Origin of the sequence: Mesorhizobium sp. M0618, from assembly GCF_040320765.1 — a bacterium.
Taxonomy (GTDB): domain Bacteria; phylum Pseudomonadota; class Alphaproteobacteria; order Rhizobiales; family Rhizobiaceae; genus Mesorhizobium.
Window position 1 is genome coordinate 157,069 of sequence record NZ_JAMYQH010000005.1, and the last position, 18,540, is coordinate 175,608.

Genomic DNA, 18,540 nt, shown 5'->3' on the forward strand with positions numbered 1-18,540 from the left:
AAAATCTTCGCGGTATCCCTAAGAAATTTAATGATATTCTGCATCTTGTTATCCTTAGAGCCGAAAATGACGAATTCTACGCAAATTACCCGAATCCGACAGAGCGGCAAGTTCTTGATCATCGGAGAATGATGGATAAGAAGTATGGTCATCATTTCGTCCCGCCTGTCGGAAAATATAGGTGAGCAATGGATTATTACTATGTACAGCCATTTGTTGCTGGCGACTTTGGCAAAAACACGGTTCTCGACAACCGCGTTCACCCGCCGATCGTGCACAAACTGCACTATGAGATCGATGTTTGGATCGGTGATGTCCTGATAAGGAGTTTTCCTTGCTATCTTGTTACCGAAGAAGTTCAGCGGGAATTGTTGAAGATAGGTGTTTCGGGGGTGACGTTTGCCGATGTCGAGGTGACTGCCTCGGAGCTGTTCCATCGGCTGCAGCCAGAGACGAAACTTCCACCTTTCGTCTGGATGAAGATCCATGGGCAGCGTGGACATGACGACTTTGGGATGGCTCCGAACCACGAGCTTGTTGTTTCAGAACGTGCCCTGGACGTGTTTGAGCGCCTCGGCAATGAGTCAGCCGGGATTCGTTCATTCGACGAGCCGGAAATGGATTGAATGATCCTGGTGACGGCGCAGGTAATCAGGAGCGGAGATGACGAGCTCGATTCTGCCCCGGCTCGCACTGCCTCGCGAAGTTCACCGACAACAGGCTACGCCGTGGTGGAATCAGTTGCTGAAGGACCTGAGAGGATAGCGGTGGGATATAGTTTAACTGAGGGAAGTTTCGAGGCACCGGCTGAATCCGCGGTCGTCGATGGCCTGTCCGCAGGCTTGGGAGTCACGCTACCCAAGGATTACACTGACTTCCTCAAGGAGCATAATGGGGGTGAAGGCTTCATTGGCGATAGCTATTTAATTTTTTTCAAAGCCGAAGAATTGGCTGACTTCAATCGAGGATATGAGGTTGAAAATACGCACCAGGCATCCTGTTGTTTGCATCAAACGGAGGAGGGGAGGCCCTATGGCTTCGACACCCACCAAGTGGAAATGCCAATCGTGCGCATCCCGTTTATATTTATGGAACGGCAATCCGCCGAGGCGATAGCGCGAGACCTCGCCGATCTATTTGCTCGGCTGGAGGACTGGAAATGAGCGTCCAAGATACAATTTCGCGCTCCAAGGGCATGGAACTGTGGTGCGCTTCTGGAATCGAACTATCGAAATTCAGCGTAAGGCGGCACTGGAAAAGGCTTCACGGGCGGAGGGGTGAGGCGGTGGCGATGAAGCTACCTTGCCTGCCGGCGTTAGTTGTTCGACCAGCCAAGCAATTGGCTTTTCGTCCGCTGCGCGGAACACTCCCCAACTCCCCGTAAACGGGGAGAAGGGGCTAGTGATCAATAATCGCCGTTGTAGTACCGGTCGTCGCAGGGCGCGGTGTAGATGCGGCCGCGGCGGTCCTGGTAGCGGCACATCTGTTCGCCGCGGCGCTGCGGCGTGGTGGAGCTGCCGACGACCGCGCCGAGCAGGGCGCCGGCGCCGGCGCCGATGAGCGTGCTTTCGGTGTTGCCGCCGATGGCCTGGCCGACGAGGGCGCCGCCGGCGCCGCCGATCAGCGCGCCGGTTCCGGCCCGCTGCTGGCCTTCGGTCTGCGCGCAGCCTGCCAGTGCGGCGGTCATCAGCACGGCGGCGATGGCTTTGTGAAAGTTCATGTGCGGTCTCCCTTAAAGGCCTGAAATCCCTATGGCTCGTCCCGTGCGGTTGCATTGCGGCGGAACGGGGGCACGAAGCCTCACGATATAAGACATGGTTTCTCGGGCGTTGATAGGCCGAGGGCCGAAAACATCTCTTTCGAACAAGGCGCTAGCGGTGCTCCTTGTCAAAATGATTCAGCCTTCGACGGCTCGCCCCGCTGGGGCTTGATTGGTCGAGCTGCCAGAATTGCCACTGAAAAAATGGAGAAATGCCATGACCCGAGGTCTTCCCCGGACGCTTGCCCGTGCCGCCGCCCGCGAGGCCGGCCTTGCCCCGCCCAGGCCTGGCCTGAAAGCCGTCACCACAGGGCAGGGCGGATCGTACCGGACCGTCTTCGCCTTCGACGGCATGCAGGTGCCGGTCACCGATGCGCTGGCCTATGCCGCCCAAAAGATCTTCGACTTCACCAAGGGCAAAGTGCGCATCAAGGGCGGCACGGCCCGGCTGCAGTTCGCTGTCCTCGGCACCCGTGCGGCGACCATCAACGACAATGCGGCGCTGACCTGGTCGCTGGGCTCGGCCGCCGCATCGAGCGCGACGCTGGCCTCGACCATGGTCAACGTGCTGGCCTCGACGGTCCGCACACTCGACGGCACTGGCGCCGCACTCTCCACCGCCTTGACCGCCGACATCGCCGCCGCCGTGACGCTGGATGGCACGGTGACGCCGGTCGATCTCTATCTCAACCTGGCGTTTGCCACCGGCACGGATATCGATGCCGACGGTGTGCTGGCGATCACGGGTACGATCACGCTGCTTTGGGAGAACTGGGGGGACAACGCCTAAACGCCGATGACGCTGCCGATCTCCCCCCTCGCAAGGGGGGAGATGCCCGGCAGGGCAGAGGGGGCGCTGTCCCGCCAGCCTGTCCTGCTGATTAGCATTTGAATGCCTCGGGAGGGCATCGGGTGACGAAGAGCGTCGAACGCTTGCGTTCCTTCGCGCCCCCCTCTGTCCTGCCGGACATCTCCCCCACAGGTGGGGAGATTGGCAGCTTTGCCGCCGGCTCATTTCTAACCCCTAGCAAAGGAACATTACATGACAGATCTGGCAGACGCCGGGTCCGTGGCGGCGCGTGCGCAGCCGGCGGGCAACCCGGCACAGTCACCGGCAGGCGCGGATAACGGATCCGTCGCGCCTGGCGGCAAAAGTTGGTTTGACGGTCTTTCCGAAGGCAACCGCAAGCTCGCTGAAACCAAGGGCTGGACCAAGCCTGAAAGCCTCGATCGGGTTTTCACATCCTATGCGGAGCTGGAGCGGCAGCAGGGTGAGAGCCTGCGCATTCCCCAGCCTGACGCATCTCGGGAAGACTGGGACCGGTTTCATGCCCGGCTGCCCGAGGCCATGCGTCCGGTCACCTCGTCCGAAAAGGTCGGATACCTCAGGCCGGAAGGGCTGCCGGAAAACTTCGCCTATTCGGACGAACTCGCTCAGGCGTCCAAGGCCTGGGCGGTCGAGGCGGGCGCTTCGCCGAAGACCGCGCAGGCCTATCACGACAAGTTCGTCGGCTACATGGCCGAGCAGGCCAAGCACAAGGAGATCGCGCTGGCCCACTCGGTGGAAGCCACCCATGACGAGCTTGTCAGAGACTGGGGACCGACCGACAGCGACGGCTTTCGCCAGAGACTGGAGGTCGCCAACCGGGCGATGAAGAAGCTCGGCCTGGTCGACGCCTACAAGGCGAAGGGCATCCTTCTGCCTGACGGGGCGCTGACCGATCCGCAGATCGCCAGGGCGTTCCAGGCGATCGGCGAGGCGATGTTCCGGGAAGACACGATCGACGGCGGTGCTTCTTTCAGCGGAGCCAATCCGTTCAAGCGCAATGCCGCCGGCGAACGCAACCTGACCAATATTTCAGCCCTCGTCAAAAGCGACCCCGCCCGCGCAAGGCGGCTGGCTCGCGAGGCGGGGGAAAATCCCGACCGCTGGATGCCCAACAACCCGCGCTGACGATCGATCAGCCGCACTGAAACGCCCCTCATCCGGCCGCTTCGCGTCCACCTTCTCCTCGTCAGGGAGAAGAGGCGCGCCGACGTCGCAAGTCTCCTCTCCCCCGGAGAGGTCAGCCGAGCGAAGCAGAGGCTGGGTGAGGGGGCACCCGCCGCCAACCCAAACCTGAAGGAAGAGAAAAATGGCAGATGCCTACACCCGTATCGCGGACGCGATCGTTCCGTCCGTCTATGCGCAATATGCTTTCGAGGAGCATGTCCAGTCGCTCGAAATCTACCAGGCCGGAATCCTGTTTTCCGACCCGGCCATCTCGTCAAAGCTGTCGATGGGCGGCCGCTCCGTCGACATGCCCGGTTGGAAGGATCTCGGCAACGACCCGTCCGAGCCGGTCAATGACGATCCGGCCGATTCCATCGAGATGAAGAAGATCGGCTCGCGCCGCGAGGTCGCCGCCCGCAATGTCCGCGCCCAGGCGTGGGGCGTTCCGGACCTGACCTCGATCCTAGCCGGCGACGATCCGCAGAAGCTGATCGTCAAGCGGCAGACCGAGTACTGGCAGCGCGCCAACAAGCTGACCCTGCTCGGCATCCTGAAAGGCGTCGTCGCTGACAACGTCGCCAATGACGGCGGCGACCTGGTGCGCACCACCGGCGCCTCCATCGTCGACACCGACATCATCGAGGCCGCCTATCTGATGGGCGACCGCGCGGACAAGTTCAAGACGATCTGGATGCACTCCAAGCAGATGAAGGCGCTGAAGCTCGCCGACCTCATCGACTATGTGCCGTCTTCCGAGCAGGGCGGACCGCTGATCCCCTATTATATGGGTCTGCGGGCCGTGGTCGACGACGATATCCCGGTCACGGCGGGCGTCTACACCGCCTTCATGTTCAAGGACAAGGCGATCCTGTGGAACGAGCTGCCGGTCAACACCGAGGGCGGCCCGCTGGAGTTCGACCGCAAGCCGCGCCAGGGCCATGGCGGCGGCATCACCGAAATGGTCGGCCGCCGGCATTTTGTGCCGCATGTGCCCGGCACCCGCTTCCTCGACGCCTCCTCGGCCGGCGAATTCGCCACCGATGCGGAACTGGCGCTGGCTGCGAACTGGGACCGCACCGCGTCGAGCGTCAAGAACATGACGTTCATCGCGCTGAAGACGACCGAGGCCTGATAGGACCGAGGCGGGGGGCGGGGGCGATGCGCTCCCGCTTCTTTTCTAAACTTGGCGCCGGCCATGTTCCGATCCTGGCGTGACAAACAGAGCCGGAATCCATCGCCGGCACAGGATTGGCCCGCCGAATCAATGCGTGGGCAACACGCTCGTTGGCGGCCTCTCCAAAATCCGGATCCGACGAAGGCATCGGCCTCGAGCGCCATTGCCGGCCGTGCCGCAGCGGCCGGGTGATTTTCGGCCGTTCAGCCCTCAGTGCTTCGTGAGCAGGGAACAGCCATGGTACACATCATCCCCCTTTCCATTGGCCAGCGCCGGCTCGACACCGGCAACGCGCCGCAATATCCGCAGGGGTCGCCAATCGGCGGCGCCATGCACGGGCTGGGCGATCACCTTTCCGCTGTCGCCGAGCGCTACCAGCAGATGAAGGACCAGCAGGAGGCGTTCGACGCCGAATTGGCCCGCCGCCGCTTCCACGGCCAGATCGCGCAGGCGGAAGATGAGGTGACGGCCAACGCCCCGGCTGACGGCGCCGGCCTGCATGAGACCATGTACGGCCAGGTCAATGCGTACGACGGCAGGGTCGTCAAGACCGGCCTGTTCGACAGGCTGTTCGACAAGGCTTTGCCGAACATGCCTGAGAGCCAGCGCGCCGCTTTCGCCGAGCACAAGGAGACGATGCGCAGGGTTGGCTCGCTGCGCATGGCGCAGCGGCAGCTTCAGCAGCGCGAAGACTATGAACAAGCGCAGGTCGACACGGTGCTCACGACCAGCGGCATCGCCATCGGCAACGCCGATCCCGACGATCCTGTCACCTTCGAAGTAGCCCGCCAGGAAGGGCTCGACTTGATCGCCAAGATGGGGCTCGACCCCGGGATCAGACAGCAGAAGGTGAAGGACTGGTTCGGCACCGCGGCCAAGACGCGTTTCGAGGCGCTGATCGCCAAGGATCCGAAACGCGCGCTGGAGACGTTTGGTGTCAGGACCCCGGAAGAGTCTTCGGGAGACGTTCAGCCGATCACTTGGGTTCTTGCCTCGGGCAGATCAGAGGCGGCTGCCGGGAAAGGCGATCGCGTTGGCAAGCTCACGCCAGACGAGCGCGTGGCGCAGGCGTTTGGGGACATTGCTCCGGCGCCTGATACGGCGATCAAGCCCGCAACCGACCATCTCGCCGACCTGTCTCCAGATGACATTCAGCGGCTGATCAACCAGGCACACGCCGCGAATACGGCCCAATTGATCGAGGCGCGCACCAACATCGCTCTCGCTGCGCAGAACGCCCCGAACGCGATCGCCAATACGGGAAGCTATTCCGGCAAGATGCCCAGCCCCGCCGACTTCGCCGCCGTTTATGGCGCCGAGGAAGGCGGCGATCGGTACCAAGACTTCAGCTTGAAGATGGATGTCGGCCGCCAAGCCTTTGGCATGCGGACGATGCCCAACCAGGCGATCCACGCAGCGCTGCGCGATGCGGAGCCTGGGCCGGTCGGCTCCAACGAAGAGGAGACACGGTATCGGGTTACGGCTGCCGCTGCGCTCAAGACCCTGGACATGAGGCGGGCGGACCCTGCTGGCTACGTCCGCGAGGTCTTCCCCAATGTCGACGCCGCGTGGAAGGCGACAACGAGCCCGGATGGCAAGTCGGAGACCGGCAATCCGGAGGCGTACAAATGGGCCATCGCCGTCTCTGTCGCAGCCCAGAGGCAACTCGGCATCGAGACCCCTCAACCTCTGCCGAAGGCCGTTGTCCAAAGCATAGCTGACACCTTCGGCGACAAAAACATGCCGCAGGCTAAGAAGGACATCATCCTGCGTGATCTTCTAGCAGCAGCGCCCGATCCGGGTGTCCGCCAGGCCTTATCTCAGCAGTTGGATCAAGCTGGCCTTTCTCGATCGGCCCAAGTCGGCCCGATCGTCACTGCTGCGACAGTGCAAGGACGGCTTCCATCAGCGCCTCCTGGCGAAGCCCGGTCTGCACTCCAACGAGCTGCGGACGACTTCGGCGATTATCTGAGCGAGGGTTTCGAGGCCCTAGGCCGAATCCCGCATGACATTGGGATAGCTCTCCAGGATCTGCACGATTCTCCTTTGTTTGGGTTTCCTTGAGCAACTGCCCGCCACCCCTGGCTCGGGGGCGGTTGCTGAAGGGCGCTTGGCATTAGAGACAGTCGGCGAAGCTGTTGCAAAAGGCTTGGCCATAATCCGCGGCGGGACCGGCAAGTTTGCCAAACCGCTGGAGGAGTTTGCAACAAGTGGTTCGCGCGCCACATCGGAGCTTGCCGCTGAGGGCGCGGTGGCTCGCCAAGCCGTCGGTGCGGAGGCTCGTGCAGTAAATGCAGCAAATGAGGCCGCTTACCGCTTGGGCACAGGTGCAAAGCCCGACAAGGCCGAGCTTCTTGAAATAATAAAGTCAATCGCGAGAGACCCCTCAAAGATAAAGTACGCGGGGGCATCGTTTGGCAAGGCTCTTTCAAAAAATTACCGCAAAACGTTTCTCGACGCGAACCCGAAACTGGAGGGTGAAGTTGTGGTCCACCACGCGGCTGAGCAGCAAATCTTGAACAGATATCTCGGGCTCGTGGCCGAAGAGGAGATGCACTCGCTTCAGAATCTGCGTGGGATTCCTAAAAGCTTGGACAACCTCTTGCACAACAAAATTTTCCGATACGAATGGGACGAATTTTATGCGTCGCATCCTCAGGCCACTCGTCAGCAGGTGCTGGACTACGTGGCTTATATCGACAAAAAATACGGACATCTGTTCAACCCTCCAATAGGTGGATAATGCAGTATTTCTATATCAGACCTGATGTGGCTGGTGGGCTTGGCAGAAACACCGTTTTGGACCCCAGCGTCCATCCTCCGATTGTGACCAAGCTCCACTACGTGGTAGAGGGCTGGACCGGTGATGTGCTCGTTACGACGTTCCCGTGTTACCTCGTCACCGAAGAAACCCAGCGTGCACTGCAGAACATAGGTTTTTCGGGTGCGACGTTCGCTGAAGCCGAAGTGACGACATCCGAAGAGTTTCATGAATATCAACCTGGGCAGGAACTTCCACCTTTCGTCTGGTTGAAAGTGAATGGGAAGGCTGGCCGCGACGACTTCGGGATCGCAGCAAACTATCGCCTTGTCATCTCGGAGCGCATTCTTGATTTGCTGGAATCATTGGGAATACCGTTTGCAGTGGTCGAACCCTACGAGCAGTAACGGATTACGCTTGTTGAATGCGATAACAGTCCGTCTTTTGTCGGCTGCACCATGTGACTGCAGCGTGCACTGTCACCGTAATTCCAGAAGACACTGCATCCGAATGGCCGAGGAGGATTTTCCCTATGGGGAAAAAATGAAGTTGCTGGATATCGTTGGACGGTTGTCGGAATTTGACGAGGAGGACCCGGTCTACGCAGCGGAGCCCACAATCTACGCGGCGGAGCCTTGGACCGAGGATTCAGACGCAATGGTTTTGCCTCAGCAGGATGGGGTGTTGGTACCAGCCGAGGCAGCTAAAGAGGGCCTGGCATACTTTCTCGAAATCAACCTTGCGATCGAGATTACCGAGGCTTTGGTTGCATCCGCAGAAAGAAAAGCCAAGCGTTTCCGCTATCTGCGAACGCGTTATTTATTATGCCACCTATGATGCGTGAGAGGTTAAATGTCGACTAACCCACGTTATGACGGACAGCCGCTGCTTAGACTGCTGGATGTTTATGTGCTCTGGGCGATCGGAGAACTTTCTCAAGAGTCGGAAGAGGGCTTGAAAAGAATGGCCCCCAAACTGCAATCTCTGTTTGGTGGCGATGGACGGTGGCATCACGCAATTGCCCAAGCCATGCACATGCCCGGAGGAATCCCGGCAGCAATCCGGGATATGTGGGCAAGGAATCTCAAAATCGCTCGCGTCAACGGCACGACCCTCCCGCCCGAGAGATTTGCCGAGATATTCGTGGACAACAACTTCGCGGATTGGGCGTTCTGTAGCGCCAGATTTTCAGACCTTCGCTGCCCCTCAACCTCCTGCCGGGACCTTCTCCCCGTCAACGGGGATGATCAATAATCGCCATTACCTCGATAAGAAATACTGAAATCTGTTCAATCCTCCGATAGGTGAGTGATGCAATATTTTTACATAGAACCGAACGTTGCTGGTGGGCTTGGCAACCACACCGTTCTTGACACGAGTGTCCATCCGCCGATTGTGACCAAGCTTCACTACGAGGTAGAGGGCTGGTTCGGCGATGTGCTCGTTACGACGTTCCCGTGTTACCTCGCCACCGAAGAAACCCAGCGCGCTCTGCACAAGATGGGCTTTTCAGGTGCGACGTTCGCCGAAGTCGAAGTGACAACCTCCGAAGAGTTCCATGAGGACCAGCCTGGGCAGGAACTTCCGCCATTTGTCTGGTTGAAAGTGAATGGCGAGGCTGGCCGCGACGACTTCGGTATCGCAGCAGATTATCGCCTCGTCATCTCGCAACGCATTCTCGATCTGCTGGAGTCGTTGGGAATACCGTTTGCCGTGGTCGAGCCTTACGAACAGTAACGGGATTACGCTTTTGAATTGCGACGACGGCTCATTTTTGTCGGCCGCACCCATGTGACTGCAGTGAATCTTCAGACTGAGAACTGGAAATAGTGCATTGTCACCGCAATTCCTCATGGGAACGGCATCGCTCCAATCTCATCCAGGCGTCAATAATGCAGCGGGTGCTTTGAGACATGCCGGATGGTCGGCCAAGATGGCGCAATCGCTTGGGGTCAACGAAGCGAAGAAGATATCGGATGCCTATGAGATATCCCATCCGAATGACCGATATGAGCGCGCGATGGATTTGATAAATAACAATGTCGGCCGTGTGTTGGGCGAAGCTTTACCCGGGGTCGCGCCCGACGAAATCGCGCGCCTTGCCCTGGAGGCCGGACTACTTCAGACTTCACTGCCTCCGGCAATGATCTTTCACGAGAAAAGAAAATGAAGAAAGTGATGGTTCTGACGACCGCAACTATCTTGGTGGCTGCTGCAATTTTTGTTTATTGCAGCCCTCTTCTCGTCAAGCTTGAGAAGGACGGATTTGTGGGCGGAACGCTGGAAATTGCAGGCACCAAACTGGATGAAGCGGCAGGATCTGGAACGACGTACCACCTCGTTTTCGTGAATGAGGAATCCAGCGCGAGCGTTTCTTGCAGCAAGGATGGGAAAGTTACAAGCCGGGATGGATATCTATCTCCATGGCTTGGGTGGTCCGTAAGTTTCCATCTTTCGAATTGCTCGATTAGTGGATTTCGTCCGATATTTTAAGGGTTGGAATCACGAATAACAGTGAGATGCCGGAGATCTCGCGCGTTTTGTCGATAGCATGTCCGGACTGAGACTTGGAAAATAGTGCGCTGCCGCCGTAGTTCCTCGTTCTGACAATATTTCTTAGCGCCCCCTCCGTCCTGCCGGCTTTCGTCATTCGGAAAGCCAAGCAGTTGGCTTTCCGTCCGCTACGCGGACCACTCTTCAACCCCACGAAGGGAGATCGGAGGGGGCGTAGAGCACGATCTCTGAATATCGCCATCCAAACCCCCAGCCGCTTCGCAGCGGCTTTTTTCATGCCCGGAGAAAATCATGACCCGACCCACATGGACGAGGCGCTGACCCATGGCCATCACCCCGCTCGATATCGCCAACATGGCGCTGGCCGTGCTCGACGAGGCGCCGATCGACAGTCTCGATCAGGACGTCAAGGCGGCACGGCTGCTCAACTTGCATTTCGACCTCGCAAGGGAAGCAGAACTTACCAAATGTGCCTGGGTGTTCGCCATCCTGCGCGCCACGGTTGCCGGGGCGGACACCGGCAGCGATTGCGGCTTGACCTTTGCCTATGAACTGCCGGCCGACTGCCTGCGGCCGCTGCCGCTGACCCGTGATGGCGAGCCGGACGGCGTGCCGATTTCGTGGCGCCAGGAGGCGGGGCTGATCTATTCCGACCAGTCCGGCCCGATGACCATCCGTTACGTCGCCAACCTCACCGATCCCAACGACTGGGATGCGCTGTTCACCGAGGTTCTGGTGGCGGCCCTTGCCGTCAAGGTGGCGCATCCGCTGACGCACAAGTCAGGCATGATCGATATTGCCCGCTCGGCCTATGACCGGGCGCTGGACGCGGCGCTCAACGCCAACGCCATCCAGCGCGGCAGCCGGCTCTACACCGCCTCGTGGTCCAATCAGCGCGGCGACAACAGGATTGCGCGCTGATGACGACGCTCTATCCCGTCCAGGACGTCTTCACCCGCGGCGAGATCTCGCCGCGCCTGCATGCACGCGCCTCGCTCGACTTCTATCGGGCGGCGCTGGCCAAATGCGAGAACTTCATCACCCTGCCGCATGGCGGCATCCGCAAGCGCGGCGGCACCTATTTTGCCGGCGAGGTGAAGATTTCCGCGAAGACGACGCGGCTGATCCCGTTCATCTTCTCGGCCGATCAAGCCTATGCGCTCGAATTCGGCGACCGGTACATCCGCGTCCATGCCTATGGCGCGCGCGTCGACACGGTGGAGGTCGCTTCGCCCTATCTCGAGGCGGACCTGTTCGAGCTCGCCTATGTCCAGTCGGCCGACCAGATGTGGGTCACTCACCGGGACTATCCGCCCAAGGTGCTGACGCGCAGCGCACACACGGCGTGGGCTCTGACGGATTTTGAATTCCTCGACGGTCCCTACGACCCGGTCAACGACACGGCGACGACGCTGACACCGTCCGACACCGGGCATCTGACGCCGCAGATGACCAGCAACACGACGCCTTCCGGCACCGCTTCCACCGGCAGCGGCAGCGCCTCTGCCTGGCAGATGTTCGACCGCGACAAGACGCAGGATATCCAGATCTCTGGCGGCGGTGACGGCTATATCCGGTTCCGCAATGCCGGCGGTTCACAGCGCGTGGCCGATGCCTACTGGATCACCACGTCCCGGGTAGCAACGGGCAATTATGATTTCTTCACCGCCTGGGAATTGCAGGGTTCCAATGATGGCACCAACTGGGTCACCCTGGATACTCGTACGGGCGAGCTCGGCTGGGGCAATGGCGAGACGCGCTTCTACGAATTCACGAACAAATCGGCCTTTGAATATCATCAACTGGTGTTCAGCGGCGGTGGCGGCGATGATGCCGAAAGCAGCGTTTCGGCCGAGCTTGCGATCCATGTCGCCGCATTCGACCAGACGCCGTTCGACATCACCGCGTCTTCAAGCATCGGCATCAACAATGACACCGGCTTCCAGGCGACCGATGTCGGCCGCGCCATCCGCTTGTTGGGCGCCGACGGCATCTGGCGGTGGGCGAGGATCACCAGCCGCACCAGCACGACGGTCGTCAAGATCATTCTCTACGGCCATGCGCTGCCGAACATGAACCCGATCACGCGCTGGCGGCTCGGCACCTTCGTGCCCGGCAAGTACGTCGAAAGCGGGTCGCTCTACGAGGAGCGGCTGGCCTTCAGCCGCAAATTCTCGGTCTATGCCTCGGCCACCGGCGATTTCGACAATTTTGCACTGGGCGAGAAGGACGACGACGCGCTGGAGTTCGTCCAGGCGGGCGGCGGCCAGGCCAACGACATTGTCTGGATCGCCGACAGCGACGGCGCGCTTCTGATCGGCACCTCAGGCGGCATCCGCGCCCTGTCGGGCTCGGGCATCGACGAGGCGCTGACGCCGTCCTCGTTCAAGAACCGGCGCTCGCGCACCTTTGGCTGCGCCCGCATCCGCCCGGTCGATGCCGGCCAGTCGTTCCTCTATGTCACACGCTCGCGCAAATCGATCGCCGAGCTGACGCAGACGGCGCAGAGCCGTTTTGCTTCGGACGATGTCGGCCAGGTCTCCGAGCATATTCCCAAAAAGGGTGTGGTCGAGCTCGCCTTCCAGACCGATCCCGACCCGTTGCTGTGGTTCCCGCTCGAGAATGGCGAGCTTGGCGGCTACACCCATCAGCCGAGCCAGGAGGTGCGCGGCATGCACCGGCATCGCCTGGGCGGCAACGTCAGCGGGGCGGGCTCCGATGGTTCAAATTGGGCTGATGTCGAAAGCGCTGCGGTCACCCCCGGCCAGGACGGCAATGACGATCTCTGGCTGATCGTGAAGCGCAGCATTGGCGGCGTGACCAGGCGCTACATCGAGATCAAGACCGCGCCGTTCGAATACGGCGCCATCGCGGACGCCTTCGAGGTCGATTGCGGCCTGTCCTACGCGGGTCTTGCGGTCACCACGGTGGGCGGCGCCATGCACCTTGCCGGCCAGTCCGTCGATGTGCTCGCCGACGGCAAGGTCTATCGCGGGCTGACCGTCAGCGGCGGCGGCACCGTCACGCTGCCGGGCGGTTCTACCGCCGCCAAATGGCAACTCGGCCTGCCCTACGCGGCGGGCGCCGACACGCTGGAGCTCGATGTCGGCGGCCGCGACGGCTCCATCATCGGCCGCCGCAAGAAGGTGGCGAAGGTGATCCTGTCGCTGCTCGAGACCGACACCACGGGGCTTCAAGTCCAGTCCTTGATGCGCGGCCGCTGGGAGCCGGTGCGCATGCCCTCGATCATCGCGCCGGACGGGCGGGCAACGCTGTTCACCGGCAATGTCGAGGTGCCGATCGACGACAGCTGGGAAGGGCAGGGCCGAGTGCGGATCCGCCATGTCAACCCGACGCCCTGCACGATCCGTGCGTTCACGCCGGTGTTCGACGCCGAGCCGTAGAGCGCCGGCGTTGAAGATGGTGATTTCCCCCCTTGAGGGGGAGATGTCGCCGGAGGCGACAGAGGGGGTCGGTTCGACCGGACGCCAACCTCCTCCACGTTGAAAGAGGATGCCGACGCTCCACGCGAAGCGCCAATCTCATCTGCCGCGGTAGGTCGCACCCGGTCGTGCCGACCCCCCTCTGGCCTGCCGGCCATCTCCCCCTCGAGTGGGGAGATAACAATTCACCAAAGGATCCCCGAAATGACATCTCCCCATGCCGAAATCCTCGGGATGGCGCGGACGGCTGCCGAATTCGCCGCCGTCATCGCCTTGCTCGACACCGACCTCAACGACGCGCTTCACTGCAGAACCGAACTGGCGCAAGCCGAGGACCGCGCGGTCTTCGGCGATGGCGACCTGGCCGCCGCGCGTGCCGCGCTGGACGACTGCAACGACCAGATCGGGCTGCTGGAAAAGACCATCGACGCCGCCGGCAAGCGCCGTGCGGAGGCCGCGCAAGGCGAAGCGCGGGCCGACATCGCCGCGCTTGGCGACGAGATCAAGGCCAAAGCTGCAACGCTTGGCGAGCGCTGGGGCAGCGCCCGCCGGCTGGTCGAGCTGCTGCGCCAGGAATTGTTCGAGGCCGATGCGCTCGCCCGCACCATTGCCACCGCCAACGGCCTGTTCGATGCCGCCGGCGTCGCCGAGCTGAAGATCAATCTGACCACGACCCGCCGCGCCGCCATGGCCGGCCCGCGGGCCGCTGCACCCGCCCGTCTCAGCCGGCCGGCGTTGCAGGCCGACAGGCTGCTTGTGTCGTTCCTCACCCCCGGCGGTGCGCTCGACCCGCGCCCGGCGCTCGGCGCGCCGGTGGACGGCGTCAAAAGCAAATTCATTCCCGCAAACACCTCCTTTGGCGAACGAGGCTGAACGCATGTGCACACTTGCCCTTATCGGCACCGCCCTTTCTGTTGGCGGCGCGCTGGTCGAAGGCCAGCAGTCGAAGCAGATGGCCGACTATCAGGCCAAGGCCTACGGGCAGCAAGCGCAGGCCGAGGCGCAGAGTTCCGCCTTCGAGCAGAGCCAGGAGCGCTATAAGCAGGATTTCCTGCTGGGCCAGGCGCGTGCGCAGGCCGGCGCCTCGGGCGTCGGCATATCAGGCTCGCCGGCCGAGGTGCTGGCCGCCAATGCCAGGCAGGGCCAGCTTGATCTCGACGCGATCCAGTACGGCTCGAAACTGCGCCAGAACAGTCTCAATACGCAAGCCGCGCTCTCGCGCTTCTCCGGCAAGCAGGCGGTCACGGCCTCGATCTTCAAGGCCGGCAGCAATCTCGTATCGGGTCTCTCCGGCCTCTACGACCCGACCAAGGCCGTGACCTTCGGCAAGGGCGCCTTCCCACCGCCGCCGGGCGGCTCGTCCACCGGAGGCCTCTACTGATGGCCACCATTCCGCTCCACATAGCGCAGCGCCGGCTCGATGCCGGCAATGCGGTGCCGTACCCCGGGGGATCGCCGATTGGCGGCGCCATGCAGGGTCTTGGCGACCAGTTCTCGGCTATCGCCGAGCGCTACCAGCAGATGAAGGACCAGCAGGACGCGTTCGACGCCGAACTGGCGCGGCGGCGGTTCACCAGCCGGATCGGGCAAGCCGAAGACGAGGTGGCGGCCAACGCCCCGGACGGCGCCGGCCTGCATGAGGCCATGTATGGCCAGGTCAATCCGCGCGACGGCCGGGTGGTCAAAACAGGCCTGTTCGACAGGCTGTTCGGCGATGCCTTGCCTGATATGCCCGAAAGCCAGCGTGCTGGTTTCGCCAGGCAGAAGGAGACGATGCGCGCGATTGGCGCACGGCGCATGGCGCAGCGGCAGCTCCAGCGCCGTGACGAGTATGAGTTGGCCGAGTGGACCAAGGTCGACACCATGTCCACGGGTTCCATCGCACAGGGCGACCCGAACGACGCCGAGACATTCGAGGCGATCCGGCAGAGCGGCTTCGACCTGATCGCCAAGATCGGCAACTCGATCATTCGGCAAACAGCCGAGGCCACCTGGCGCACCAACACGGCCAAGGCGCTGGTCCAGGCAATGATTGCCCAGGATCCGAAGCGGGCGGCTGAGATGCTGGGTGCGGGGCGGGCTGGCAGCCGGATCAAAGATGATACGGCCGAGGCGGTTGGTGGCCCACAGGCAAATACCACAAGTTTTGTGGCGCCAAGAGACGATCGCCTTGGCGAGCCGACGCCATATGAGCGAGCGGTGCAGGTTGTCCGGGACGACATCCCGCCTGAAGACAGGCCAGCGTTGGCCCAGAAAGCGCGGACCGCTGAGATCGCACGGCAGGTCGAAACACGAACCAACATCGGCCTCGCCGAACGGAATGCGCCAAGCTCCATCAGGGAAACTGGAACCTATTCCGGCCCCGTGCAGACTCCGGAGCAGTTCATCGCTCTCTACGGCGCCACCGAAGGCGTCAGGCGCTTCCAAGCCTTCAGCCAAGCAATGGATGTCAGTCGGCAATTCTACAGCATGCGTGGCATGTCGAATGAGGCCGTTTTGGCCAGAGTCAAAGAGTCCTCGCCCAAGGCCGATAGTGCTACGCCGGAAGAGGACAGCGCGCGTCATGAAGTAATAGCCACGGCCGCCGACCTCACGCTCAAAGAGAGGCAGGGCGATCCGGGTGGCTATGTACGTAAGACGTTCGCGAATCTCGATGCGGCTTGGAACAATCTTTCGACGCCGGAAGACTATCAGGCAGCCATCATCGGCTCGATCGCCGCTCAGCAGCAACTGGGCTTCGAGAAGATTCAACCGCTGCCCAATTCCGTGGCGGGAGGCGTCGTCGACGGACTCAAAAACGGAACAAACCCGCAAGATCCCGCCCTAAACAACCTCTTTGCTGCACTGCCTACCGAAGCTGCCCAAAAGGCAATGCTAGACCACCTAATTCGGACAAGTGCAGCGCAGACAGAGAGAAGCCTAGCTGATCGAACACGTCGCGATTGGATAGTCGACCCCGAAATGCTGCTCGATCTGCGCCAAGCAGCCGAGTTGGGTCTGCGGGACTCGCATGTAGAAGTCACGAATTACATTCCTACGCCCCAAGATAAGCTTGGCTACCTTATCGCCGGCGATAGTAAGCCAAGCAGCGTGCGGCGTAATCTGGCGCGGATGCTGGTTGGCTCCGAGGGAGCCGGCGAGCAGGGCATCTCGCTGCTCGGCATTGCGCCCATGGTCGCGGCCGATAAGGCTGTTGCGTCCGCGATGTCTGGCAACGTCGGCGACACCATTCTCAATGTCTTAGGAACGCTCCCCACCGAGAAATTGGTATCCGTCGGCCTGCAACAAGCCGGCAAGATTGCGGGGCCTTTGGTTAAGGAACTCTCGCAGGTCTTGAGGCGGTCCGACGACCTAGCGGAGGGGGCCGAGGCGCTTGTTCGCAGAAGCAGCGGCAAGCTCGCCGACTCGACGGAGGACGCTCTTTCTGAAGGAGCGGATCTTTACAAAGGCGTAGACGACTTACCTACACCCGGGACCGAACCGCTGACAGAAGAAGCAGGCGACGGCGCTAGTCGAGGGCCGACCGGTCAATTCTATAGTGTGGTGTTCGAGACAGAGATAGATTCTGCATTATATCCGAACGTTTCGCGCCCACGCCATTTCCAGGCGGCCAACGAAGCCCTGCTGGTGCTAATGGAAAGAGAGCCGGATTTCGCGAAAGCTCTGCAAGATGCGGGAATTAACCTCCAGCGGACAAAGAGGGGGCTCGTTCCCCGAAGAGCGCCCCCCGGCTACACTTGGCACCACGACACAAAAGCCGGTGTGATGCAACTTGTCCCTAGATCGCAGCATGATCCTGGGACTATCTTTCAGAAAGCATTGCACCCGAATCGTCGAGGAGGATTTTCTTTATGGGGAAAATAATCAAGTTGTTGGATATTGTTGGACGGTTGTCGGACTTTGACGAGGATGACACGATTTATGTGGCGGAGCCTTGGACTGAAGATTCCAATGCAATGGTTGCGACCGCACCCGACGATAGCACGGTGCCTCCGAAGGCGGCAGCCAAAGCGGGGCTTACATATTTCATCGAGATATTCATTGCGATTGAATTTACCGAGGCCTGGGTAGCTTCACTGAAGGAAAAGCCCAGCCTGTCGGCTATCTGCCAAAGACTCATCGAATACGCCACCAATGATGCGTGAGGGGAAACATGGCGACTAACCCACGTTACGATGGACAGCCGCTGCTTAGGCTGCTGGAGCTTTATGTGCTCTGGGTCATTGGAGAACTTTCTCAAGAGTCGGAGGATGGCTTGAAAAAGATGGCCCCCAAACTGCAATCTATCTATGGCGGCGACGGACAATGGCATGATGCAATTGCCCAAGCCATGCACATGCCCGAGGGAATGCCGGCAGCAATCCGGGATATGTGGGCAAAGAATCTCAAAATCGCCCGCGACAACAATGTAACGCTTAACCCTCAGCAATTTGCCGAGATGTTCGTGGACAATAACTTCGCAGGTTGAACGCTGTTTTCTGATTGGAATTGCGGTGCGGCTGGCGTTCTACGGCGCCCCCTCGTCCTGCCCGACATCTCCCCGGAGGGGGATTACGGTGACGATGCACTTTTATGAATTCTATCGATACGGATCGGAGTGAAATCTAGACAAAGAAAATAGTGCAAGAGCACGACTCGCCAAATGTAGGCAGCCCCGAAGCAAGAGCCTGGGCGCGAAATTATCTAAAAGATCGATAGTGCGTGCGAAAAGCGCGGCAACTGGGTTGCTGACCGAGGCGAAAAGGCTGATGCCGACCTTGTGCTGCAGTTACGGTGACAGCGCACTTTTATCGGTCCCACCCATGTGACGGGGGTTAACCTCCCGACGCGCCCACGCCCCAAAATCAGACCCTTTTCACAGCCTCGCTTGCGCGGGGCTTTTTTCATGGAGCAAGC

20 protein-coding genes are annotated in these 18,540 nt (G+C 60.8%); 19 read left to right on the forward strand and 1 reads right to left on the reverse strand.

Going from position 1 to position 18,540, the window contains the following annotated elements:
* The first annotated feature begins 188 nt into the window (after positions 1-188).
* Positions 189-626 (forward strand): hypothetical protein, encoded by a 438-nt coding sequence (locus NKJ04_RS08080; protein ID WP_352674256.1) that lies wholly within the window; start codon positions 189-191, stop codon positions 624-626.
* Positions 627-1,163: an SMI1/KNR4 family protein gene (locus NKJ04_RS08085; protein ID WP_352674258.1), complete on the forward strand. Its 537-nt coding sequence runs from the start codon at positions 627-629 to the stop codon at positions 1,161-1,163.
* A gap of 242 nt (positions 1,164-1,405) precedes the next feature.
* Here NKJ04_RS08085 and NKJ04_RS08090 read toward each other — a convergent pair whose 3' ends face one another.
* Positions 1,406-1,720 (reverse strand): YMGG-like glycine zipper-containing protein, encoded by a 315-nt coding sequence (locus NKJ04_RS08090; protein WP_027040217.1) that lies wholly within the window; start codon positions 1,718-1,720, stop codon positions 1,406-1,408.
* A gap of 256 nt (positions 1,721-1,976) precedes the next feature.
* On the opposite strand from NKJ04_RS08090, the gene NKJ04_RS08095 reads away from it, so the two are divergent.
* From NKJ04_RS08095 to NKJ04_RS08175, 17 genes are all read left to right on the forward strand, one after another.
* On the forward strand, positions 1,977-2,549 hold the full coding sequence (locus tag NKJ04_RS08095; protein WP_352674260.1) for a hypothetical protein: 573 nt from the start codon (positions 1,977-1,979) through the stop codon (positions 2,547-2,549).
* Between the two features lie 252 nt (positions 2,550-2,801).
* Entirely contained in the window at positions 2,802-3,713 is a 912-nt protein-coding gene (locus NKJ04_RS08100) for a hypothetical protein (RefSeq protein ID WP_352674262.1), read from the forward strand.
* A 181-nt stretch (positions 3,714-3,894) separates the two neighbouring features.
* Positions 3,895-4,884, forward strand: coding sequence for a Coat protein (locus NKJ04_RS08105; RefSeq protein ID WP_352554723.1), 990 nt, complete (start codon positions 3,895-3,897; stop codon positions 4,882-4,884).
* A 372-nt stretch (positions 4,885-5,256) separates the two neighbouring features.
* Positions 5,257-6,990: a hypothetical protein gene (locus NKJ04_RS08110; RefSeq protein WP_352674263.1), complete on the forward strand. Its 1,734-nt coding sequence runs from the start codon at positions 5,257-5,259 to the stop codon at positions 6,988-6,990.
* A 46-nt stretch (positions 6,991-7,036) separates the two neighbouring features.
* Positions 7,037-7,669 carry a hypothetical protein gene (locus NKJ04_RS08115; protein ID WP_352674264.1) on the forward strand — a complete coding sequence of 211 codons (633 nt, stop codon included), beginning with the start codon at positions 7,037-7,039 and terminating at the stop codon, positions 7,667-7,669.
* Positions 7,669-8,094 (forward strand): hypothetical protein, encoded by a 426-nt coding sequence (locus tag NKJ04_RS08120; protein WP_023814095.1) that lies wholly within the window; start codon positions 7,669-7,671, stop codon positions 8,092-8,094. Before NKJ04_RS08115 ends, NKJ04_RS08120 begins: the two co-directional genes overlap by 1 nt.
* 103 nt (positions 8,095-8,197) lie before the next feature.
* A complete protein-coding gene (locus tag NKJ04_RS08125; RefSeq protein WP_023814094.1) occupies positions 8,198-8,524 on the forward strand; it encodes a hypothetical protein in 327 nt (108 codons plus the stop codon).
* 474 nt (positions 8,525-8,998) lie between these two features.
* Entirely contained in the window at positions 8,999-9,424 is a 426-nt protein-coding gene (locus NKJ04_RS08130; RefSeq protein ID WP_023814092.1) for a hypothetical protein, read from the forward strand.
* Positions 9,425-9,521: 97 nt separating this feature from the next.
* Positions 9,522-9,857, forward strand: coding sequence for a DUF6973 domain-containing protein (locus tag NKJ04_RS08135; protein ID WP_352674266.1), 336 nt, complete (start codon positions 9,522-9,524; stop codon positions 9,855-9,857).
* A complete protein-coding gene (locus NKJ04_RS08140; RefSeq protein ID WP_352554727.1) occupies positions 9,854-10,180 on the forward strand; it encodes a hypothetical protein in 327 nt (108 codons plus the stop codon). Before NKJ04_RS08135 ends, NKJ04_RS08140 begins: the two co-directional genes overlap by 4 nt.
* Positions 10,181-10,525: 345 nt before the next feature.
* Positions 10,526-11,122 carry a phage connector family protein gene (locus NKJ04_RS08145; protein WP_352554728.1) on the forward strand — a complete coding sequence of 199 codons (597 nt, stop codon included), beginning with the start codon at positions 10,526-10,528 and terminating at the stop codon, positions 11,120-11,122.
* A complete protein-coding gene (locus tag NKJ04_RS08150; RefSeq protein ID WP_352554729.1) occupies positions 11,122-13,605 on the forward strand; it encodes a phage tail protein in 2,484 nt (827 codons plus the stop codon). Before NKJ04_RS08145 ends, NKJ04_RS08150 begins: the two co-directional genes overlap by 1 nt.
* 243 nt (positions 13,606-13,848) lie before the next feature.
* Positions 13,849-14,517 (forward strand): hypothetical protein, encoded by a 669-nt coding sequence (locus NKJ04_RS08155; protein ID WP_031213875.1) that lies wholly within the window; start codon positions 13,849-13,851, stop codon positions 14,515-14,517.
* 4 nt (positions 14,518-14,521) lie between these two features.
* Positions 14,522-15,025 (forward strand): hypothetical protein, encoded by a 504-nt coding sequence (locus NKJ04_RS08160; protein ID WP_352674268.1) that lies wholly within the window; start codon positions 14,522-14,524, stop codon positions 15,023-15,025.
* Positions 15,025-17,508, forward strand: a complete 2,484-nt coding sequence (locus tag NKJ04_RS08165; protein WP_352674269.1) for an HNH endonuclease — start codon at positions 15,025-15,027, stop codon at positions 17,506-17,508. Before NKJ04_RS08160 ends, NKJ04_RS08165 begins: the two co-directional genes overlap by 1 nt.
* Entirely contained in the window at positions 17,496-17,789 is a 294-nt protein-coding gene (locus NKJ04_RS08170) for a hypothetical protein (protein WP_023814084.1), read from the forward strand. The genes NKJ04_RS08165 and NKJ04_RS08170 overlap by 13 nt, the downstream gene beginning before the upstream one ends.
* A gap of 8 nt (positions 17,790-17,797) precedes the next feature.
* Positions 17,798-18,112, forward strand: a complete 315-nt coding sequence (locus tag NKJ04_RS08175) for a hypothetical protein (RefSeq protein ID WP_352674271.1) — start codon at positions 17,798-17,800, stop codon at positions 18,110-18,112.
* Positions 18,113-18,540: the final 428 nt, after the last annotated feature.